The organism is Kribbella sp. CA-294648, from assembly GCF_050943845.1.
Lineage (GTDB): Bacteria > Actinomycetota > Actinomycetes > Propionibacteriales > Kribbellaceae > Kribbella.
In genome coordinates, this window is record NZ_CP191981.1 from 3,385,537 (window position 1) to 3,405,736 (window position 20,200).

Genomic DNA, 20,200 nt, shown 5'->3' on the forward strand with positions numbered 1-20,200 from the left:
TCGTTCTCCTTCACAGCGCCGGACTCCGTCGCCGGTCGATGGCCTTGCGGAGAGCATCGAGGCCGCGGGAGGCCTGACTTCTCACCGTGCTCTCCGAGCAGCCGAGGATCTCCGCGGTCTGTTCGACCGAGAGGTCCTCGTAGTACCGGAGGACGATGCAGGCTCGCTGCCGTGGTCCCAGTGCTCGCAGCGCTTCGAGCACTTCGTCCCGCTCAGCGTGGCCGGTCGCGAAGTCGCCGCCGTGGGCGTCGTGCTCCGGGACCTCGGCGATGGTGACCTCCCGGCGCCAGGGTCGCCGGCCACCGTCGTACGCGACGTTGACCAGCATCCTGCGGGCGTAGGCGAACGGGTTGCCGGCCCGTTGCACCTTCGGCCAGGCGAGGTAGACCTTGTAGAGCGTCTCCTGGACGACGTCGTCCGCCTTGTGCCGGTCACCGCCGATCAGGTACGCCGTCCGCCGCAGCGACGGTGTCGCCGCCTCGACGAACTCGACGAACGCCTTGTCTCGCTCCGCCATCAGCGCCTCCACTCTCCTTGTCCCCCTCAAGACGGAAGGCTCACTGCTTTACGCTGCACCCCCTGGACGGAATTCTGGCGAGACGAGCTTGTAGCGCTGTTCGAGGCGGCCGTTCAGCATCAGCTGTGCCACTCCGTGATTGTCTGCCATCCCGTTGGGCGGGGCCATCGATAATTCGCAAGCGCTGGGGCGGGGGAGGGTGTCAGGATGCTGGGCATGGTTGCGCGGGGGTTGAGTTTTGGGGTTGTGGCGGAGGCGTATGAGCGGTTTCGGCCTGGGTATCCGGTGGAGCTGCTTGAGTTGGTGATGGGGTACGCCGGTGGGTCGGTGCGGTCCGCGCTGGAGTTCGGTGCTGGGACGGGGAAGGCGACGCGGCTGTTCGCGGAGGCGGGGATTGCGGTGACGGCGACTGAGCCGGATGCGGCGATGCTCGCGGAGTTGCGCAAGAACGTGCCGGGGAACGTGACCGCCGTGCTGGCCGCGTTCGAGGACTTGCCGCTGGATTCGTCGTACGACTTGGTGTATTCGGCTGCCGCGCTGCATTGGACCAACCCTGAAGGCCGGTGGGACCGGATGGCCGCGCTGGTCCGGCCGGGTGGCGTGTTCGCCTCGTTCGCCGTACCGATCCAGTTGGCCGACCCGGCGCTCAAGGAGGCCGTGCGCGCGGCGCGTGCGCCGTACCTGGAGAACGACGGTGTGCCGTCGCCTGACGGCACACCCGCCGCGGATCGCCCGATGGAATGGCCCGGCACGGAGCTCCAGGAGTCCGAGTGGTTCACCGATGTCCGGCAGGCGGTGATCGAACGGCGCTTGACGATGAGCGCCCACGACTACGTCGGACAGCTCTCGACGGTCTCGGCGTACGTGATGCTGCAACCCGCCGACCGGGACCAGGTCTTCCGCCGAATCCTCGAGGTCCTGCCCGAAACCGTGGAACTCAACGCGGAGATCCACACCCATCTCGCCCGCCGCCATTCGTAGTACGGGCGATCATGACTGCGAGGTCGACCGTCGGCTGGTAGGCGTTGAGCCGGGACGTGGTCCAGCACGATGGGCCGGAAGCTGCTTCGTCAGTGGCGATCCGGTACATCAGGGCGCGGACCAGCATCTGGCCCCACGCCGGTAGGTAGGCCCAGCGCTCCGCGAGGTCAGGGGTTGCGTCGTACCAGCACAGAGCGTCGACGACCGCGATGGCCAGGGCCCAGGTCGGAGGGCGCCAGTAGACGGGCCAGTCGATGATCGCCGGTGGCATACCCGCGGCGAAGAGGACGTTGCCGGGGAGGTCGCCGTGGACCGCCTGCGAGGGAAGGTCGACGGGTCGACGGGCCCGGCTCAACGGTTGGGTCAACGGGTCGGCTGCGGGATCGAGCTGGAACGGGATCTCCTCCCAGGCGGCTCGGTCTCCGGTGGACCAGGGGTCCTGGCGAACGTCCAGGAAGTCGGGGCGCGGGACGGATGCGATGGCTCGATGGAAGTCGATCCCGGCTCGTAGTACGTCGTCCGGCCGGCTGACGTCGGTGGCTCCGTCGACGACTCGACAGGCTTCCCACCCTTCGGCGATCCAGGCTCCGTCGACTGTGCGGACCGGGCGCGCTATCCGGAAATGCTCGGAGTCCGGCAGGGCGTCGAGGATGTCGGCTCGCCAATTGGTCTCGTCGGCGAAGTCGACCAGCTTGAGAATCACACTGCCGGCCCGCCAGGTGCCACCTCGACCGCCGCGGAGAAGAACGGGCTCGCCGGTGATCGCAAACGCTTCAATCACGACGGCCGGAGGCGTCGAGGGCGTGTCCACAGTCAGCTTCTCCAGATCATTCGGCTGCGCATCAGGCGTGGGGTCTTGCGGGCGTTGGGGGCGATGGAGTGGAGGATCCAGGGGTGGGTGAGGTAGACGTCGCCGGCGTGTCCGGTGAGTTCGACTACCCGGACCGGGATCCCGTCCAGGTCGGCCTCGGTCATGAAGTCGATGTCAGTGGTTCTGTGCTCGCGAGTCAGGTCGACGAACCATGGATGGGATGCCAGGACTTCGTCGCGGACCGTGGTGAAGTCCCGCTCGTCAGTCGTGCTCAGGTAGCGGGTGATCACTCGATGGGAGCCGGCGACCTGCGGCGTACCGCCACCGCCGGGTTCGAGATCGCCCAGCAAAGCCCAGATCTTGACGCCTCCCGGGCCGTCCTGCGGGACGTCGAAGCCGACATCCGTGTGCCACTGCCGATGCGGTACCGACCAGTCTTCGCCGGTCGGCATGGTGACCAGGACCTGCCCTTGGTGCCGCGGCTCGATCCAGCCTGCCGGCCCGAGAAGCTGATCGAGCGCGGCCCGGAGCGGCAGGCCGAGGATCGCGTTCGCGGCCGGATGCTTCTTGGTCGCCACCAGCTTGGTGGGCCGCAGCGGCGTCCACGTACTCCGGTCGTCCGGCCGCATCCCGTACAACTCGGCCAGCTCGCGCCAGAGCACGTCCCGCATCCGCGCCGCGTCGTCGGCCGCGAAGGCACCAGGAATCCGCACGATCCCGTCGCGCGCGAACTGTTCGAGCTGACCGTCGCTGAGCATCTCCCCATGCTGGCTTCGCAGCTTGCCCTCCGCCACCAAATTTCTCAGCGGTGGAGGAGCATCGCGAGCTGCAATCGATGCCAGCTGGGCAACCGCGGCCAGGCCGGGTTTGTGCCGATCTGTGAGCGGGTGAGGCCGCTGGAGATCGGGGACCGGGTCCGGCGCGAGGGCCGGACCCGGGTGGGTCGAGGTGGTTCAGTTGCCGGCGGCCGTCAGGCGGACTTCCTGTGTTCGGCGAGGACGACGTTGTCCCGTTCGGATTCCGTGGTCCCACCCCAGACGCCGTAGGGCTCTCCGACGGAGAGGGCGTGCTGGCGGCACTCGGGCTGGACCGGACAGGTACCGCAGAGCGACTTGGCCACCATCTCGCGAGCGCGTTTGCGAACGCCACGCTCCGATTCGGGGGAGAAGAACAGCTCCGGGTTGACGTCGCGGCAAGCGGCTTGCGACTGCCAGTCCCACAGATCCATGAGCGGGCGGGGTAGGCGAGGCATCCCTCTCGACATGGCAACCTCCTTGACTCACCGTGAGCGCGGACGGGCGCTCGGTGAAAACTATGCTCAACTCATGCGCAGTTCAACCCTTGTTGTCTCGAAAGTCGGTCGAGTTGTTATCGGGACGTGGCGATTCCGGTCCGCGCTGAGCGGGAATCGGGCAGCATGAACGCTGTGCCGACCGACTCGGAAACTCTCACCGTCGGGGCCGCCGCGCGCCGGCTCGGCATCGCCGCGCCGACCCTGCGGAGCTGGGAGCGCAGGTACGGATTGAGCCCGAGCGCACGGTCAGTAGGCGGTCATCGGCGCTACAGCCCGGAGGATCTGGTCCGGCTCCGGACGATGCTGCGGATGGTCGAGCAGGGCATGCCGACGGCCGAGGCGGCGGCGTCGGTTCGTGACCAGATCTACCCTGCGCAATCACCCACTGTGACATCCGCCACTTCCGTTGCCGACGGCACCCGGTCGGGCGCTGAAGCGCCGCTGAAGCCGGTACGCCGGTCCGCGCGGTCTCGCGCCTCCGAGCCGGGCAAGCTGGCTGACCTGTTCGAGCTGGCGAACGCCATGGACGCCGAGCGGCTCACCCACGAGATCGCCCGCAGCCTGGACCGGTCGGGCGCCGTCGAAGCGTGGACCAGCCGGTTGATGCCGTTGCTGGTCAAGGTGGGCGACCAGTGGGAGCAGACCAAGGCCTGTGTGGAGGTCGAGCACCTTGCCTCCGATGCTGTGGCCGGCGGCCTCAGGTATCACACCCGGCGCGCACTGGACCGGTTCAAGCCGGACGAGTCGGCGCGACCCGTAGTACTGGCCTGTCTGGAGCGGGAGGACCATGCGCTACCGCTGCTGGCCGTGGCGGCCGCGCTGGCCGAGCGCCGGGTGCGGGTGCGCACACTGGGCGCTGCGACGCCGGTGGAGGCGTTGTCGAGTGCCGTGCGCCTGATCCGGCCCGCAGCGGTCTTCATCTGGTCCAGTGCGCCCGCAACCGCCGACCTGGAGGCTGTGCGCTCCCTGGCGCGCACCAGGCCGTCGTACCGGCTGGTGGTCGGTGGGCCGGGCTGGAAGGTGCTGGGTGAGCAGGACGGCTGGGTGAACTCCCTGCCGGACGCTGTCAACGCCCTGGTCTCAGCAGCGCGCCGCTAGTCGTCGGCGGGGTCGTAGCGGAAGTACCGGTGGCTGCCGTGGGCTGTGTCGCGTTCGCCCGTCAGTGCCCGGATGACCATCTCGTGCGTGATCGCCAGCACTGGGCCGTCGGTGCTGGCCGTGTGCCGCGCCAGCGCTGCCCGCGCCCGAGCCCGTACGGCGGACAGCGGCTCCCACGCCCGCACGATCCCCTCGGGCCACTCGCCGCCGTACTCGTCCAGCTCCGCCTGAGCAGCCCGTACGTCGGCCACCCCGCGCCACGAGCCCGTGCTGTCCGGCAGCCAGTCGCGCAGGTCGTAGTCGACCCGTACGCCGAGGGCCAGCCGGTGGCCGATGATGGCGGCACTGTGCAGGGCGCGGGTGAAGGGCGAGCTGACCAGGTAGGTGGCACCGATGCCACTCAGGAGGTCCGCAACGGCCTCGGCCTGCTTGGCGCCCTCCGGGGTGAGCGGAGCGGCGTCAGCGGCCATACCGGGCCAGCCACGGCTATCCACCGGCGCGTAGTCCGGCTGACCGTGCCGAACCAGGTAGATCTGGGTCACGAGGATGTTCTACCGGAGATGGCGCGCCCCGGCCCAGCCTCTGGCGCGGCTGGGCGGGAGCGCGGAAGGGTCGGTGAGTGAACTCGGCGGCCGCACGTTGTGCTGCTCGCCGAAGAGCTGCGCCAGGTCGAACTCAGGCCCGGCCTCGGTGGTGGACTCGGTCCAGGCGTCGTCCGCCGGGACCTCGAGCCAGCGAACCTCCGTCGCGCCCTGGTGGCCGTGGACGGCGAGCACCGACTCCAGATCGGGCCAGACGGCCGTCGCCGGGTTGTTGCCCCGCCAGCGCAGCGCCACCGACCCGTCGGTGAACACGCACCCCTCGGCCACCACGCCGGTGCCGGAGACCCCGCTGAGATCGCGGAAGCGGACCAGTTCGAAAGTCCGCGGCCTCACCGCCGGGCCTCGGCAGGCCGACAACCGGACGGCACCAGCAACCCCTGACCCCCGAGCGGACCTGCCACCGTGCGCGCACCCCTTAGAAAGTCGTCAGTAAAGCCCTCAACCTGTTGCGACCCTCAACGACCCACGCCCACCCCCGGTTACACCCCCCAAACCAGATCTCACCCCCTGACACTGTCCGTCCCGATCTCCCGTCGCATGAACAGCCGCTGCGCGGGATCCAGCCCCAGCGCGGCCTCATGCCGCTGAACCTCGATCAACCCCGGAGTGAGCTCGCCGGCCGCCAACTCAAGGAAACCCAGGCGGGCGTAGTACGGGGCGTTCCAGGGGACGTTGCGGAAGGTGCTGAGGGTGAGGGCGGGCAGTCCTCGGCCGGCGGCCCAGCTGTCGACCTCGTCGATCAGCAGGCGCCCGATGCCTTGACGGCCGTGATCCGGGTGAACGCTGACCTGCTCGATGTGCGCGGCGCCGTCCACCAGGTCGACGAGCACGTAGCCGATCGCCTGGTCGTCCGGCCCGGCTGCGGTCCAGGCCAGCGCGGCCTGCCGGTAGCGCTCGAGCGTCTCGATCGACGGCGGCGGATGCCCGGCGACATCCGTCATGCCGATCTCGCGGAACAACGCCCCGGCCGCCAGCTCGATCGATTGCAGGTGGATCAGTTCGCCGGCGGTGCTGCGGCGGATCGTGGTCATGGCCTGAGGCAACCATGGGGGAGAGCCGGAAGGCGAGGCGATTTCGGGGGCCGGTTGCGGTGGGTGATATCGTCGGCGACGTGAAGCGTTGGTATTGGCGATTTTTTGAGTGGCCGGCTGTTGTGCCGGGTAGCTCAGCTGATCGCTGACGCCTGACCAAGAAACTTCAGCCGGCTCTGAGGCAAGGACATTCGTCCTTGCCTTTTCTCGTTCCCAGCCGGCGCTGTCCTCGGGTCCACCGCGGAGTACCGGCGGAAAGGTCCCCCATGAACACCCTCCCGCAGCAGGTCCGCCAGGTTCCGCAAGGCGCGGTCGTCGATCGACGGATCGAGAAGACCGTCCCGTTGATCACCCCGCTCGCCCTGCACGAGGAACTGCCGCTGAGCGCCGAGCTCGCCGAGACGGTCGTCGCCGGGCGGCAGGCCGTGACGGACGTGCTCAACGGCACCGACGACCGGCTGCTCGTTGTCGTCGGCCCCTGTTCGGTGCACGACGCGCAGGCGGCGCTCGAGTACGCCGAACGCCTTCGACCGGTCGCCGAGCGACTCTCCGACGGTCTGCTCGTGGTGATGCGCGTGTACTTCGAGAAGCCGCGCTCGACCCTCGGTTGGAAGGGCCTCATCAACGACCCGGGTCTCGACGGCTCAGGCGACGTCAACACCGGCTTGCGGACGGCCCGCGCCCTGCTCCTCGAAGTACTGGCCAAGGGCCTGCCGGTCGGGTGTGAGTTCCTCGACCCGATCACCCCGCAGTACATCGCCGACACGGTCGGGTGGGGTGCGATCGGCGCGCGGACCGTCGAGAGCCAGGTGCACCGGCAGCTCTCGTCCGGTCTGTCGATGCCGATCGGCATGAAGAACCGTCCCGACGGAAGCATCGCGACCGCGGTCGACGCGATCAAGGCCGCGGCCGTCCCGCACGTCTTCACCGGTATCGCCCACGACGGCGCCCCCGCGATCCTGCACACCCGCGGCAACCCCGACTGCCACCTCGTACTGCGCGGCTCCGACGCCGGACCCAACTACGACGCCGAGTCGGTCGCGGGTGCCACCGAACTGCTGAGCAAGGCCGGCCTGCCCGAGCGGGTCGTCATCGACGCGAGTCACGGCAACAGCCGCAAGGACCACCACCGCCAGCCCGCCGTCGCCGCCGAGATCGGGCAGCAAGTGGCCGAGGGCAACAAGGCGGTCGTCGGCGTGATGCTGGAGTCGTTCCTGGTCGAGGGCCGGCAGAATCTCGACCCGACGCAGCCGCTCACCTACGGACAGTCGATCACCGACGCGTGCCTGGGCTGGGACACCACCGTGGGCGTGCTGGAGGGTCTGCGCGACGCCGTGATCAAGCGTCGTACGGGCGCGTGAACTTCAGGAGAATGTCGGTCGCGAGGCATCCCGCGACCGGCCGGTCCTGACCTACTGTCCGGGGCATGACTGACATTTCCCGCCGCCTGGTTCTTGGTTCCGCAGCCGGTGGGGCAGCGTTGTCGCTGCTCCCACCGTCGCTGCACGCGGCGATGGCGCAACCGATCCGGCCCGGTGGGCTCGACGCGATCGAGCACGTGATCGTGCTGATGCAGGAGAACCGCTCCTTCGACCACTACTTCGGCATGCTGCGCGGCGTCCGCGGGTACGGCGACCGCCTGCCGTTGCGGCTGCGCAACGGCAAGTCGGTGTTCCACCAGCCGGTCACCGGTGGTGGCGAGGTGCTGCCGTTCTCGCTCCGCAAGGCGGCCGCCGATGCCGGGCGCAAACCGGACGACATCCAGTACCTCGGCGACCTGCCGCACGGCTTCACCGATGCGACGAAGGCCTGGAACAACGGCTGGAACGACGACTGGGTGCAGGCCAAGACGGCCGCGACGATGACGTACTACGACCGCCGCGACATCCCGCTGCAGTACGAGCTGGCCGAGACCTTCACCATCCTCGACGCCTACCACTGCTCGGTGAACGGCTCGACCAACCCGAACCGCAACTACCTGATGTCCGGTACGACGGGCTACGAGCCCGGTACGACGCAACGCGCGGTCACCAACGCGGCGTACTCCTACGACCACCAGGGCTACGACTGGACGGCCTACCCGGAACGGCTGGAAGCGGCCGGTGTCTCCTGGCAGATCTACCAGGAGTGGGACAACTTCACCGACAACGCGGTCGAGTACTTCAAGACCTTCAAGGAGCTCGGCCGCCGGATCCTCGCCTCCGTGCCGGGTTACCGCACCACCGAGGAGTTCTACGACAAGCTCTTCGCGAAGACCCCGGCGGAGCGGGCGGCCGCGCTCAAGCTGCTCGAAGACGCCGTCGCGAAGCAGCCGCTGGCCGACCAGAAGCTCTTCTTCAAAGCGATGTACCGCAGCGAGCCCGAGTCGCTGGTGCCGCGCGTGCGGGCCGACATCTTGGCCGGCAAGCTGCCCGCGGTGAGCTGGCTCGTCCCGTCGGCCATCGACTCCGAGCACCCCGGAGCGTCGACGCCGATCGGCAGCGCGAACCTGGTCTACGACCTGCTCGACGCGATCGCCTCGGACCCCGAGACCTGGTCCAAGACCGTGCTGCTGATCAACTTCGACGAGAACGACGGGTACTTCGACCACGTCCCGCCACCGGTCGCGCCGCGCCCTGACTCCGGCGACGGCGACGACTGGTACGCCGGCCGCCCGATCGGTCTCGGACCGCGGGTCCCGATGACCGTGGTCTCGCCGTGGTCGGTCGGCGGGCACATCAACTCGCAGGTGTCCGACCACACCTCGGTGCTGCAGTTCCTCGAGCGCTGGACCGGCATCAAGGAACCGAACATCAGTTCCTGGCGCCGGACGGCCTGCGGTGACCTCACCTCGGCCTTCGACTTCAAGCGGACGCATCGTCAGCCGTCGGTCGACGCGCCTGGTCCGGTTCCGGCGCCCATCTCCCGGTGGAAGCCGGTGCCGCCGGCAACCCAGGCGCTGCCAGGCCAGGAGCCCGGCCGCCGCCCGGCCCGTCCATTGCCTTACCAGCCGTCGGTTTCCGGCTTCGTTGCCAAAGGCAAGCTGAAACTGCGACTCGGCAACGATGCGCCCGAGGCGGCGCACTTCGCGATCTACCCGTACGGCGGGGAGCTGCCCGCGCCGGCGCATCTCGACGTCAAGGGTGAGCTCGCCCAAGAGGTGCCGGTCAGTGGCCCGTACGAGCTCGCGGTGCAGGGTCCGAACCGGTTCTGGGTCGAGCTGGCCGGCTCGGTCGAAGGGGTCGCGGCCGGTCTCGACGTACGGATCAGGGAGGACCGGGGCTCGCTGAAGGTCGAGTTGGAGAACACCGGCACCAAGCCGCTCAGCGTGAAGCTGAAGGCGCGCGGTTACGGCAGCCGGACGATCAACCAGGATGTCCGCGGCAAGCAGACCCGGGCGCTCGCCTGGCCGACCGACCACGGCTGGTACGACGTCGAGGTCACCACCGCCGAGGACCCGACGTACCGTCGCCGCCTGACCGGTCACCTGGAGAACGGCTCCCCGAGCGTGACTGGCTGACCTGGCGGTTACCGGCTGGTCATTACCTCTGGCGATTCGGCCAAATCTACGGAAAGGTGGCAGCCATCGGGGCGATTTTGGGGAGGATCGCGTGGATGTTCTTGCTGTTGCCGAGGACGAGTTGGAGGATTTGCGGTCGCGACTGCGGCGAACGCGGTGGGCGACGAGCTGGCCCGGTACCGGCTGGGAAGCCGGTACCGATGGCAACGAGCTGCGCCGGCTCGTCGCGTACTGGGCCGACGGCTTCGACTGGCGCAAGCAGGAGGCGGCACTCAACGCGCTGCCCTCCCACTTTGCGGACTTCGACGGCGTACCGGTGCACTACCTCCGGTACGACGGCGAGCAGCCCAGTGCGTTGCCGCTCGTCCTGACACACGGCTGGCCGAGTTCGGTGCTGGAGCTGACCGAGTTGGCGCACCGGCTCGCGTCGCCCACGCAGTACGGGCGGCCGGTGGAGGAAGCCTTCACGGTGATCGTGCCTTCGTTGCCGGGGTTCCCGTTCTCGCCGCAACGACCTTCGTTGCCACCAGCAACGGCTACGCACGAGCTGTGGCACCGGTTGATGCGCGACGAGCTGGGCTTCGCCCGGTACGGTGCGCACGGTGGTGATCTCGGTGCCGGGATCAGCTCACTGCTCGGCCAGGCGTACCCGGAGGAGGTGGTCGGCATCCACCTGCTCGCGGTCGCGAATCCGGCCCCGGTCGATCCGGACGAGCTGAGCCCGGAGGAGCAGGCGTACCTCGACGCCGAGGCCGAGTGGTTCGCCGAAGAGGGCGGCTACGAACACGAGCAGATGACCCGGCCGCTCACGCTGAGCGCGGGACTGTCGGACTCACCGGCGGGACTGCTTGCCTGGCTTCTCGAAAAGTACCGGGCGTGGAGCGACTGCGACGGCGAGGTCAACACCCGGTTCAGCGACGACTACATCCTCACCCAGGCGTCGCTGTACTGGTTCACGAACTCCATCTCGACCTCGTTCCGCCCGTACTACGAGTTCCACCGCGGCCTGCGTGAGCGGGTGACCTCGGTGTCGGTGCCGACCGCGATCGCCGTCTTCCCCGAAGACCTGGTCCGGCCACCGCGCAGCTGGGCAGCGCGCACCTACAACGTCACCCGCTACACGGCGATGCCCCGCGGCGGCCACTTCGCCGCGTGGGAAGAGCCCGAGCTGCTGGCCGAGGATCTGGTCGCGTTCTTCAGGTCCGTCCTGAAGAAGAAGACGTAGTCCGGTCAGCGGGCGATCGGGGCGGTGCGGGCCGCGGTCAGCTTGATCAGGTCGGCGGGGGAGAGGCCGAGGTCGAGGCCTCGGCGGCCGCCGGAGACGTAGACGGTGTCGTGGACCGACGCGGTCTCGTCGACCACCGTGGGCAGCAGCCGCTTCTGGCCGATCGGGCTGATGCCGCCGACCACGTAGCCGGTGATCCGCTCGGCCGCCGCGGGATCCGCCATCGTCGCCTTCTTGCCGTTCAGCGCGGCAGCGACCGCCTTCAGGTCCAGTTGCTTGTCGACGGGCACGACACCCACCGACAGCTTCCCATCGACATCGACGAGCAGCGTCTTGAAGACTTGCTCCGGCTGAAGGCCGAGAGCTTCGGCAGCCTCCAGCCCGTACGACTTGGCCGCCGGATCGTGGTCGTACGTGTGCGTCGTGAACGTCATGCCGGCCTTCGTCAGCGCGACGGTCGCCGGGGTGCCCTGTCCGCTCTGTTTCCCTTTCGCCACGCCAGAACCCTACGACGTCCGGACCTGCGCGTTCTGGCTGTCCGGCATGAGGCGCACGCAGCAGTGCGCGGGTCGAGGCTCGAGGACCGCCTGCAGCCCGGTGCCGCCGAGCCCGTCGAGTAGCCCGCCGAGCAGGTGCAGCGTCATGGTGCACACCAGGTCGGGGTGGTTCTTGGCCAGCGCCTTGAAGGGACAGTTGGCCAGCTCGATGGCCGAGCCGTTGCGTCGGGGCTCGAAGCCGTGCGCCTGCAGAACCTCGGCGAGCGGCGTACCAGGATTGGTTCGGCCGACGGATTCGCCGTACTGGTGGGCTCGCCGGTCCAGCGCTTTGCGGGGTGAGCCGCCCGATGCTTCGGCGTCCTCCATCGCGGCCGCGAGGAGTTGCCCGGCGACGTCGTACTGGCGTTCGGGGAGGGACACGCCGATCTCGCGGTCCGAGCGTCGGTAGAGCTTGGCCGGGCGGCCCGCGCCGGGTCCGGTCCGGCCGGTACGACGCTCGTGGGTGACCGTGAGCAGGCCCTCGTCGACGAGCCGGTCGAGATGGAACGCGGCCGTGGTCCGGGGCAGCCCGAGCGCGGTGGCGGCGTCCTCGCGGCTGATCGGGGCCGGCTCGGCGACGACATGGTCGTACAGCCGCCGCCGGGTCGGTTCGTCCAGCGCGGCCACCGCCTGGATGCTCGCGTCCGTCGGCTGGTCCACCCTGCGATTCTATCGCCAACTTCCGTTGACGAAACACCCGGATGGCTTTTAAGGTCGATCGTTCTCGAACAGTGGAGGCGCCAGATGACCATGATTCGTACGGAGCTCGATCCGGCCGGGCTCGACGAGCCGGCCGGCGCGCAGCCGGCGGGTGGCCGGCGGACCCCACTGCACGTCGTCGGTGGCCGGCCGGAGATCGACCTGGCCGCCGCTGAGCGGGCAGTGGCCGATCTGCTGGTGGCGCTCGGGCGGGATCCGCACAGCGCGCACCTGGCCGAGACCCCGCGGCGGGTGGCCAACGCGTACGCCGAGATGCTGACGCCGCGGGAGTTCGAGCTGACGACGTTCCCCAACGACGAGGGGTACGACGAACTGGTGCTGGCCCGGAACATCCCGGTCCAGTCGCTCTGCGAACACCACATGCTGCCGTTCCAGGGCGTCGCGCACGTCGGCTATCTGCCGGGCGAACGCATTCTCGGGCTGTCCAAGCTGGCCCGCGTGGTGGAGCTGTTCGCGCGTGACCTGCAGGTGCAGGAGCGGCTGACCAAGCAGGTCGCCGACTGGCTCCGGGACCAGCTCGCGCCCAAGGGTGTGGGCGTGGTGATCGAGGCCGAGCACCAGTGCATGTCGTTGCGTGGCGTCCGAGCGCTCGGCTCCCGGACGGTCACCTCGGCACTGCACGGCATGCTGCGCGACAGCCCTGGCTCGCGTCAGGAGTTCTTCGCGCTCACCGGTATCTCCGCGAACTGAGTTCTCCGCCGTCCCCGGTCTGGGGGCCGGCTGGATGACGCGGGGTCCGGCGTAAGGGTCAGGCTGTGACCACCGCCGATGGGTGGTGGGTGTGGCGGCCGGTGGCCAGGATGTGGGCGACCTCCCCGGGCAACAGATCGGTGCCGGGGACCGGTTCCATCTCGGAGACGTCGAGCCAGCGGACCACGGTCGAGCCGCAGTGGCCGTGGACGGCGAGGATGGAGTCGAGGTCGGGCCAGACCGCTGTCGACGGGTTCGGGCCGTGCCAGCGCAGTGCGACCGAGCCGTCGGTGAAGACACACCCTTCGGCGACCGTTCCGGTGCCGGAGACGCCGCTGATGTCGGCGTACCTGACGAGTTCGAAAGTCTGGGGTTTCACCGGCGGACCTCTTCGGTCCCGGCCGGGCGAGGGGCCCGCTGCGCAGTACTGGATGCCTTGCTGGAGTCGTTACTGGGATGGCCTGAGGGAGTAGCCATGGTCCTTTCCCCGGAAGTCGGCGTGGTTCAGGGCATTCGCCACAAACCGGGGACCGGTACGGACTGTCAGCGGGGAAGGACGGTCTGTAGCGACTCATACACTGCAAATCAAGGTAGAACCAACCGGCCGGACGCGCCAGAGGTCATCGGGCGTGTCTCAATCTTCGGCCCGGTTTGACCTGGGCGGCGCGCTCAGCTCCTGACAAAGCAGGCGCCGGATGGACGGCTCGCGTGATCGAATGGCGAGGTGTTCCTGACAATCGCCACCCGCACTATTGGCGCCGATGTTCCCGCGACCGACCTCGGATTCCTGTTGCACAAGAATCCGGCGCGACCTCAGTCGGTGGAGGTCGCCGGCGGGGTGGCGCATGTGGTGTACCCGGAGGCGACGGCGGAGCGCTGTACCGCGGCGGTGCTGCTCGAGGTGGACCCGATCGCGCTGGTCCGCTCGGGGAAGGGGCGCGCTGCGGAGGGATTCACGCTCGGGCAGTACGTCAACGACCGCCCGTACGCCGCGTCCAGTCTGCTCGCGGTCGCCCTCGGAAAACTCTTCCGTACTGCGATGAACGGTCGCTGCGACGCGCGTCCTGAGCTGGCGGGCCAGTCGATTCCGCTGGAGATCCACCTCCCCGCGCTCCCGTGCCGGGGCGGTGTCGCGCTGGCGGGCCGCTTCTTCGAGCCGCTTGGGTGGAGTGTCGATGCGCGGCCGATCCCGCTCGACCCGGAGATCCCGTCGTGGGGTGATTCGCGCTATGTCGACCTCCGGCTGACCGGCGTCCTGCGTTTGGCCGACGCACTCAACCACCTCTACGTCCTCCTCCCGGTGCTCGACGACACCAAGCACTACTGGGTAGGCACCGACGAGGTCGACAAACTCATCCGGGCCGGCGAAGGCTGGCTCGGCACGCACCCCGAGAAAGCGCTGATCTCCCGCCGCTACCTCGCCCACCGCCGAACCCTCACAGACACCGCCCTCGAACGCCTCACTGAAGCCGACGGCGAAGTCCTCCCCGAAGACCCCACCACCGAAGTAGGCGACAACCTCCCCGGCACGACCAACGAGCCTGTGGCCGCTGCGGGTACCCCACCCATTTCCTCGACCAGCCCACTGACGCCCGCTGGCACCGCTGTCGGTGCAGATGCCGGTGCCCGCAGCGAGTTCGGCGGCTCCGCCGCCTCCTCCGACTCGGCCGGGTCGGCTGTGGTCGCTGCGGGTGACGCGACCGATTCCTTGACCAGCCCGGTGACGCCCGCTGGCATCGCTGTGGGTGCAGATGCCGGTGCCCGCGGCGAGTTCGGCGGCTCCGCCGCCTCCTCTGGCTCGGCTGGGTCCGGCTCGCCTTCCAGCGCTGGTGCGACTCCGCCGGCGCCTACTCTCGCCGCGCAGCGGCGGCTGTGTGTGCTTGAGGTGTTGCGGGAGATTGGGGGGCGGCGGGTGGGGGATTTGGGGTGTGGGGAGGGGGTGTTGGTGGGGGAGTTGTTGAAGGATGGGCGGTATGACCTGGTGGTGGCTACTGATGTGTCGTCGCGGGCGCTGGGGTTTGCGGAGCGGCGGCTTCATGTTGACGAGATGTCTGATCGGCAGCGGGAGCGGCTTCGGTTGTTTCAGTCTTCGGTGACTTATGCGGACGCGCGGTTGGCCGGGCTTGATGCGGCCGTGTTGATGGAGGTTGTCGAGCATGTGGATCCGCCGCGGTTGCCGGCGTTGGCGAAGGCGGTGTTCGGGGCGGCTCGGCCGGGGGCGGTGGTGGTGACTACGCCGAACTCGGAGTACAACGTGCGGTTCGAGACGTTGCCCGCGGGGGAGTTCCGGCATCCTGATCACCGGTTCGAGTGGACGCGTGGTGAGTTCCACGAGTGGGCCGAGTCGGTCTGCCGGTCGTACGGGTACTCGGTCGAGTTCCGCCCCGTCGGGCCCGACGATCCGGAGGTCGGACCGCCGACGCAGCTCGCGTTGTTCCGCCGGAAAGAGGCCGTCTGATGGCGACCATCGGCGTACCGGCGCTGAGTCTGGTCGTGCTGGTCGGTGCCAGCGGTTCCGGCAAGTCGACCTTTGCCCGTAAGCATTTCCTCGGCACCGAGGTGATCTCCAGCGACGTCTGCCGCGGCCTCGTCTCGGACGACGAGAACGACCAGGCCGCCACCAAGGACGCGTTCGAGGTCCTGCACTTCATCGCCGGCAAACGACTGGCGGCGGGTCGGCTGACCGTGATCGACGCGACCAACGTGCAGCCGGAGGCGCGTAAGGAACTGGTCGCGCTGGCCCGCGAGCACGACGTGTTGCCGGTGGCAATCGTTCTCGATCCGCCCGAGCAGGTCTGCGTGGCGCGCAACGAGCTGCGCCCGGACCGGCAGTTCGGCAAACAAGTAGTGATCCGGCAACGGTCGCAGCTGCGGCGCGGGCTGAAAAGTCTTAAGCGCGAGGGTTTCCGCGCCATCCACCTGCTGTCCTCGGTTGAGGAGATCGATGCCGTCAGCATCGAACGCACCAGGCTGTTCAACGACCTCACCGACCAGACCGGCCCGTTCGACATCATCGGCGACATCCACGGTTGCCGGGCCGAACTGGAGCAACTGCTCACCACCCTCGACTACACCCTCACCCGCGACGAGCAGGGCCGCCCGATCAACGCCGAGCACCCCACCCGACGCGCGATCTTCGTCGGCGACCTCGTCGACCGCGGCCCGGACACCCCCGGCGTACTACGGCTCGTGATGGGCATGGTTGCCGCCGGCAACGCGTACTGCGTGACCGGCAACCACGAGGACAAGCTGCTCCGCTCGATGCGCGGCAAGAAGGTCCGGATCAACCACGGTCTGGCCGAGTCGCTGGAGCAGCTCGCCGCCGAGCCGGAGGAGTTCCGCGCCGAGGTCGCCACCTTCATCGACGGGCTCATCTCGCACTACGTCTTCGACGGCGGCAACCTGGTCGTCTCCCACGCCGGCCTGGTCGAGCGCATGCACGGCCGTACGTCGGGTCGCGTCCGCTCCTTCTGCCTGTACGGCGAAACGACCGGCGAGACCGACGAGTTCGGCCTGCCGATCCGCTACCCCTGGGCCAACGAGTACCGCGGTCGCGCGATGGTCGTCTACGGTCACACGCCCACGCCGGAACCGGAGTGGATCAACAACACGATCTGCCTCGACACCGGATGCGTGTTCGGCGGTTCGCTGACCGCGCTGCGCTATCCCGAGCGCGAGCTGGTCCAGGTCGATGCGGCCGAGCAGTACTACAAGCCGGCCAAACCGCTCCACGTACCGTCCGCACCCGAGCGCGAACCCGATGTCCTCGACATCACCGACGTGGTCGGCCGGCGCGTGATCGAGACCGGGACCCACGGCCGGATCAGTGTCCGGGCGGAGCAGGCCGGCGCGGCGCTGGAGGTGATGAGCCGGTTCGCGATCGACCCGCGGTTCCTGCTCTATCTGCCGCCGACGATGAGCCCCGTCGCGACCTCGCCGCTGCCCGGACTGCTGGAGCACCCGGCCCAGGCGTTCGAGGCGTACAAGGCTCAGGGCGTCAGCGAGTTGGTCTGCGAAGAGAAGCACATGGGCTCGCGGGCCGTCGTACTGCTGACCCGTGATGACGACGTCGCCGAGAAGCGGTTCGGGCTCGCCGGGCGAGGAGCCGTTCACACGCGCACCGGGCGCTCGTTCTTCGACGCGACACTGACGGACGAGTTGCTGCTCCGGCTGCGTTCCGTCGTGGAGGAGGCCGGCGTTTTCGACGAGCTGGACACCTCGTGGTTGCTGCTGGACGCCGAGCTGTTGCCGTGGAGTGCGAAGGCAGGCGAGCTCCTTCGCAACCAGTACGCCGCTGTCGGCGCGGCCGCGCGATCGTCGTTGCCAGCCGCAACAGTTGCCCTCGAATCGGCTGCAGCAGCAGGGCTTGACGTCGCCGAGCTGCTCGCCCGGACTCAACGCCGTACTGCGAACGTCGAGCTCTTCAGCGCGGCGTACCGGCGGTATTGCTGGCCGACCGAAGGGCTGGACGGGGTGCGGTTGGCGCCGTTCCAGTTGCTGGCGTCGGAGGGCGCGACGTACCAGGGGAAGCCGCACGCCTGGCACCTCGCGCTGGCCGACCGATTGGTTGCCGCCGGCCCCTCTCTGGTCGCGCCGACCCGTCGGCTGTCTGTCGATCTGGAGACCTGGGACGCCGGGATCGAGTGGTGGGAGGAGCTGACCGGCGCCGGCGGCGAGGGCATGGTGGTGAAGCCCGCGGCCAACCTGGTCCGGACCGCGAAGGGGTTGGCGCAGCCTGGATTGAAGGTCCGCGGGCAGGAGTACCTGCGGATCATCTACGGCCCGGACTACACCGAGCCGGAGAACTTCGCCCGGCTGCGCGACCGCAAGCTCGGTCACAAGCGGTCCCTCGCGCTGCGCGAGTACGCCGTAGGCCTGGAAGCCCTCGAACGAGCCGCCCGCGGCGAACCCCTCTGGCGCATCCACGAGTGCGTCTTCGCCGTCCTCGCCCTCGAGTCAGAACCAGTAGACCCCCGCCTCTAGCCGGCACCCCGGACCGCCCCCACTCACAAACCCCGTTTCAGGGCCTCCGGCCAGCCGTGCGCAAGCGCGCGGCTGAGGCGGAACCGCAGCTTTGTGAGTGGCGGCGGTCCGCCACCCCCGCCGCCAGCGCCAGCGCCCGCCGCGAGCGCCGACCCCCGCCGCTGGCGTCGCTCAGGGGGCTATCCGGGTTTCGAGGCCTCGTTTTCGGAAGTGCTTGTCAAGGCAAAGGTTTTCCCTCTAGGGTCTGTGCAATGTCACACGGCACTGGAGGAATCCGATGAAACGAGCTGGGGCGGTCCGGACGAGCACGGGCGCGGTCGAGCCGCTCGCCACTGACGCGGTGCAGCTGACCGGCGGCCTGCTGGCCGACTGGCAGCGCCGGAACCGGACCGCGACCATCCCGCACGCGATCACCGAGCTCCGGAACGCAGGCAACCTGGACAACCTGCGCCGCCTGCTCGAGCCCTCCGCCGAGCCGTACCGCGGCCGCTACCCGTTCCTCGACACGGACATCTACAAGACGCTCGAGGGCCTCGCCTACGAGCTCGGCGGCGACGGCGAGCCGGCCGACGCGCGGGCCTTCTTCGAGGAGGCCGTTGAGCTTCTCGAGCAGGCTCAGGCCGACGACGGCTACCTCAACTCGTACTTCCAGGACCCCGACCAGGCCAAGAAGTCGTGGGAAGATCTTGCCTGGGGCCACGAGTTGTACAACCTCGGCCACCTGATCCAGGCAGCCGTCGCGGCGAACCGCCAGCTGGACGACGCCAGACTGCTCACCATCGCCTGCCGGTTCGCCGACCTGGTGGTCCAGAAGTTCGGCGCCGACGGGGCCGAGGCGGTTTGCGGTCACCCCGAGGTCGAGATGGCCCTGGTCGAGCTGTACCGCGAAACCGGCAACCGCGACTACCTCACGCAGGCCCAGCTCTTCGTCGACCGGCGTGGTCACGGCAATCTTAAGTACGCCCTGATGCCGGCCGAGTACTTCCAGGAGAACGCGCCCTTCCGCGAACTCCCGTCGGTCATCGGCCACGCAGTACGGATGGCCTATCTCGCCGCCGGCGCGACGGATGTCCACCTGGAGACGGGCGACAAGACGCTGCTGACCGCGTTGGAGCGGCTCTGGGACGACATGGTCGCGACCAAGCTCTACCTCACCGGCGGCCTCGGCAGCCGGCACTCCGACGAGGCGATCGGCGACCGGTACGAGCTGCCGTCCGAGCGCTCCTACAGCGAGACCTGCGCCGCGATCGCGACCATGCAGTGGGGATGGCGGATGTTCCTCGCCACCGGCGCCGCGAAGTACCTGGATGTCTTCGAGACGGTCCTCTACAACGCTTATGCTGTTGGGCTTTCGCTCGACGGCGCCGCGTTCTTCTACGACAACCCGCTGCAACGCCGCCCCGATCACGAGCAGCGCAGTGGCGCGGAGGACGGCGGCGAACCGCTGCGGCGATCCTGGTTCGGCTGCCCCTGCTGCCCGCCGAACGTCGTCCGCTGGATGGCGCAACTCCAGGACTACCTGGCAGCACAGCGAGGCGACACGCTCTACCTCGGCCTGTACGCCGATGCGCGCGTCGACACCGGCGCGTTCGCCGTCCGGATGCGAACCAGCTACCCGTGGGACGGCGAGATCCGGGTCACCGTGGAGCGCGCGCCGGAGAACGAGCAGACCCTCGCCCTGCGCATCCCCAACTGGGCCGACGAGACCGAGCTCTCGATCAACGGCACGTCCGCCGACCACCAGACCGAAGACGGCTGGCTGACCGTGAGCCAAGTCTTCCAAGCCGGCGACGAGATCCAGCTCGTACTACGGATGCCGGCCCGCGCCCACGGCTCGCACCCGTACCTCGACGCGACCCGCGGCGCGATCGCCGTTGCCCGCGGCCCTCTTGTCTATTGCCTGGAGCAACAAGACTCCGATGCGCCGGTCGACGACCTGCTCCTCGACCCCGCCTCCGTCACCGCTGCTCGGACCACCAAGAGCCCGATCGCGCCGAACGCCGTCGCGCTCGCGGTCACAGCGGGTGTCGCCCCGACGCCACCCAACGACCTCTACCCCGTACTACGGGAACCGCCCGCCGTCAGCAGCCCGGACAGCGAAGTGACGGCCACGTTCGTTCCGTACTTCCTCTGGGGCAACCGCAAGGCGCAGGCGATGCGCGTCTGGTTGCGCCAGGCCTGACTCACCAACCACCCGGGGCTCGTCGAGCCCG

Annotated in this window: 19 protein-coding genes; 9 read left to right on the forward strand and 10 right to left on the reverse strand. The window is 68.9% G+C overall.

Annotated elements, in window-relative coordinates; translation table 11 throughout:
* Nucleotides 1-10 precede the first annotated feature (10 nt).
* Complete coding sequence (locus tag ACQPYM_RS16215) at nt 11-517, reverse strand: SigE family RNA polymerase sigma factor (protein WP_433021431.1); 507 nt, start codon at nt 515-517, stop codon at nt 11-13.
* A 207-nt stretch (nt 518-724) separates the two neighbouring features.
* On the opposite strand from ACQPYM_RS16215, the gene ACQPYM_RS16220 reads away from it, so the two are divergent.
* Nucleotides 725-1,498 (forward strand): class I SAM-dependent methyltransferase, encoded by a 774-nt coding sequence (locus ACQPYM_RS16220; RefSeq protein ID WP_433021433.1) that lies wholly within the window; start codon nt 725-727, stop codon nt 1,496-1,498.
* Here ACQPYM_RS16220 and ACQPYM_RS16225 read toward each other — a convergent pair.
* The 3 genes from ACQPYM_RS16225 to ACQPYM_RS16235 form a co-directional block, all read right to left on the reverse strand.
* The gene (locus ACQPYM_RS16225) at nt 1,455-2,309 is read right to left on the reverse strand and encodes a TIGR02569 family protein (protein WP_433021435.1); all 855 of its coding nucleotides are present in this window, start codon (nt 2,307-2,309) and stop codon (nt 1,455-1,457) included. The two genes, ACQPYM_RS16220 and ACQPYM_RS16225, sit on opposite strands and share 44 nt — an antisense overlap.
* 2 nt (nt 2,310-2,311) lie before the next feature.
* Nucleotides 2,312-3,067, reverse strand: a complete 756-nt coding sequence (locus tag ACQPYM_RS16230) for a phytanoyl-CoA dioxygenase family protein (RefSeq protein ID WP_433021437.1) — start codon at nt 3,065-3,067, stop codon at nt 2,312-2,314.
* A gap of 212 nt (nt 3,068-3,279) precedes the next feature.
* Nucleotides 3,280-3,573, reverse strand: a complete 294-nt coding sequence (locus tag ACQPYM_RS16235) for a WhiB family transcriptional regulator (protein ID WP_012920258.1) — start codon at nt 3,571-3,573, stop codon at nt 3,280-3,282.
* A gap of 114 nt (nt 3,574-3,687) precedes the next feature.
* Between ACQPYM_RS16235 and ACQPYM_RS16240 the strand changes: the two genes are divergently transcribed.
* Complete coding sequence (locus ACQPYM_RS16240; RefSeq protein WP_433021439.1) at nt 3,688-4,701, forward strand: MerR family transcriptional regulator; 1,014 nt, start codon at nt 3,688-3,690, stop codon at nt 4,699-4,701.
* On the opposite strand, the gene ACQPYM_RS16245 is transcribed toward ACQPYM_RS16240, so the two are convergent.
* From ACQPYM_RS16245 to ACQPYM_RS16255, 3 genes are all read right to left on the reverse strand, one after another.
* A complete protein-coding gene (locus tag ACQPYM_RS16245) occupies nt 4,698-5,243 on the reverse strand; it encodes a histidine phosphatase family protein (RefSeq protein ID WP_433021441.1) in 546 nt (181 codons plus the stop codon). The two genes, ACQPYM_RS16240 and ACQPYM_RS16245, sit on opposite strands and share 4 nt — an antisense overlap.
* Nucleotides 5,244-5,252: 9 nt before the next feature.
* Nucleotides 5,253-5,636, reverse strand: a complete 384-nt coding sequence (locus tag ACQPYM_RS16250; RefSeq protein ID WP_433021443.1) for a hypothetical protein — start codon at nt 5,634-5,636, stop codon at nt 5,253-5,255.
* A gap of 167 nt (nt 5,637-5,803) precedes the next feature.
* A complete protein-coding gene (locus ACQPYM_RS16255) occupies nt 5,804-6,334 on the reverse strand; it encodes a GNAT family N-acetyltransferase (RefSeq protein ID WP_433021444.1) in 531 nt (176 codons plus the stop codon).
* 266 nt (nt 6,335-6,600) lie between these two features.
* On the opposite strand from ACQPYM_RS16255, the gene ACQPYM_RS16260 reads away from it, so the two are divergent.
* The 3 genes from ACQPYM_RS16260 to ACQPYM_RS16270 all read left to right on the forward strand — a co-directional run bounded on the left by ACQPYM_RS16260 (nt 6,601) and on the right by ACQPYM_RS16270 (nt 11,058).
* A complete protein-coding gene (locus ACQPYM_RS16260) occupies nt 6,601-7,695 on the forward strand; it encodes a 3-deoxy-7-phosphoheptulonate synthase (protein ID WP_433021446.1) in 1,095 nt (364 codons plus the stop codon).
* Nucleotides 7,696-7,760: 65 nt separating this feature from the next.
* Nucleotides 7,761-9,833 (forward strand): phosphocholine-specific phospholipase C, encoded by a 2,073-nt coding sequence (locus tag ACQPYM_RS16265; protein ID WP_433021448.1) that lies wholly within the window; start codon nt 7,761-7,763, stop codon nt 9,831-9,833.
* Between the two features lie 91 nt (nt 9,834-9,924).
* On the forward strand, nt 9,925-11,058 hold the full coding sequence (locus tag ACQPYM_RS16270) for an epoxide hydrolase family protein (RefSeq protein ID WP_433021450.1): 1,134 nt from the start codon (nt 9,925-9,927) through the stop codon (nt 11,056-11,058).
* A gap of 5 nt (nt 11,059-11,063) precedes the next feature.
* Here ACQPYM_RS16270 and ybaK read toward each other — a convergent pair whose 3' ends face one another.
* On the reverse strand, nt 11,064-11,492 hold the full coding sequence (gene ybaK / locus ACQPYM_RS16275) for a Cys-tRNA(Pro) deacylase (RefSeq protein WP_433023297.1): 429 nt from the start codon (nt 11,490-11,492) through the stop codon (nt 11,064-11,066).
* A gap of 72 nt (nt 11,493-11,564) precedes the next feature.
* Complete coding sequence (locus ACQPYM_RS16280; protein WP_433021452.1) at nt 11,565-12,254, reverse strand: helix-turn-helix transcriptional regulator; 690 nt, start codon at nt 12,252-12,254, stop codon at nt 11,565-11,567.
* A gap of 84 nt (nt 12,255-12,338) precedes the next feature.
* On the opposite strand from ACQPYM_RS16280, the gene folE reads away from it, so the two are divergent.
* Nucleotides 12,339-13,004 carry a GTP cyclohydrolase I FolE gene (gene folE, locus ACQPYM_RS16285; protein ID WP_433021454.1) on the forward strand — a complete coding sequence of 222 codons (666 nt, stop codon included), beginning with the start codon at nt 12,339-12,341 and terminating at the stop codon, nt 13,002-13,004.
* 58 nt (nt 13,005-13,062) lie between these two features.
* Here folE and ACQPYM_RS16290 read toward each other — a convergent pair whose 3' ends face one another.
* Nucleotides 13,063-13,383: a hypothetical protein gene (locus ACQPYM_RS16290; RefSeq protein ID WP_433021456.1), complete on the reverse strand. Its 321-nt coding sequence runs from the start codon at nt 13,381-13,383 to the stop codon at nt 13,063-13,065.
* A 345-nt stretch (nt 13,384-13,728) separates the two neighbouring features.
* Here ACQPYM_RS16290 and ACQPYM_RS16295 point away from each other — a divergent pair, with 345 nt between their 5' ends.
* From ACQPYM_RS16295 to ACQPYM_RS16305, 3 genes are all read left to right on the forward strand, one after another.
* A complete protein-coding gene (locus tag ACQPYM_RS16295; protein ID WP_433021458.1) occupies nt 13,729-15,462 on the forward strand; it encodes a 3' terminal RNA ribose 2'-O-methyltransferase Hen1 in 1,734 nt (577 codons plus the stop codon).
* Entirely contained in the window at nt 15,462-17,987 is a 2,526-nt protein-coding gene (locus ACQPYM_RS16300; RefSeq protein ID WP_433021460.1) for a polynucleotide kinase-phosphatase, read from the forward strand. Before ACQPYM_RS16295 ends, ACQPYM_RS16300 begins: the two co-directional genes overlap by 1 nt.
* Nucleotides 17,988-18,264: 277 nt before the next feature.
* Nucleotides 18,265-20,169, forward strand: a complete 1,905-nt coding sequence (locus ACQPYM_RS16305) for a glycoside hydrolase family 127 protein (RefSeq protein WP_433021462.1) — start codon at nt 18,265-18,267, stop codon at nt 20,167-20,169.
* The last annotated feature ends 31 nt before the right edge of the window (nt 20,170-20,200 follow it).

Coding starts and splice junctions, on each gene's coding strand:
- ybaK (WP_433023297.1), bottom strand. CDS start 11,492: ATGACGTTCACGACGCACACGTACGACCACGATCCGGCGGCCAAGTCG.
- ACQPYM_RS16220 (WP_433021433.1), top strand. CDS start 725: ATGCTGGGCATGGTTGCGCGGGGGTTGAGTTTTGGGGTTGTGGCGGAG.
- ACQPYM_RS16230 (WP_433021437.1), bottom strand. CDS start 3,067: ATGCTCAGCGACGGTCAGCTCGAACAGTTCGCGCGCGACGGGATCGTG.
- ACQPYM_RS16265 (WP_433021448.1), top strand. CDS start 7,761: ATGACTGACATTTCCCGCCGCCTGGTTCTTGGTTCCGCAGCCGGTGGG.
- folE (WP_433021454.1), top strand. CDS start 12,339: ATGACCATGATTCGTACGGAGCTCGATCCGGCCGGGCTCGACGAGCCG.
- ACQPYM_RS16305 (WP_433021462.1), top strand. CDS start 18,265: ATGAAACGAGCTGGGGCGGTCCGGACGAGCACGGGCGCGGTCGAGCCG.
- ACQPYM_RS16235 (WP_012920258.1), bottom strand. CDS start 3,573: ATGTCGAGAGGGATGCCTCGCCTACCCCGCCCGCTCATGGATCTGTGG.
- ACQPYM_RS16260 (WP_433021446.1), top strand. CDS start 6,601: ATGAACACCCTCCCGCAGCAGGTCCGCCAGGTTCCGCAAGGCGCGGTC.
- ACQPYM_RS16255 (WP_433021444.1), bottom strand. CDS start 6,334: ATGACCACGATCCGCCGCAGCACCGCCGGCGAACTGATCCACCTGCAA.
- ACQPYM_RS16300 (WP_433021460.1), top strand. CDS start 15,462: ATGGCGACCATCGGCGTACCGGCGCTGAGTCTGGTCGTGCTGGTCGGT.
- ACQPYM_RS16215 (WP_433021431.1), bottom strand. CDS start 517: ATGGCGGAGCGAGACAAGGCGTTCGTCGAGTTCGTCGAGGCGGCGACA.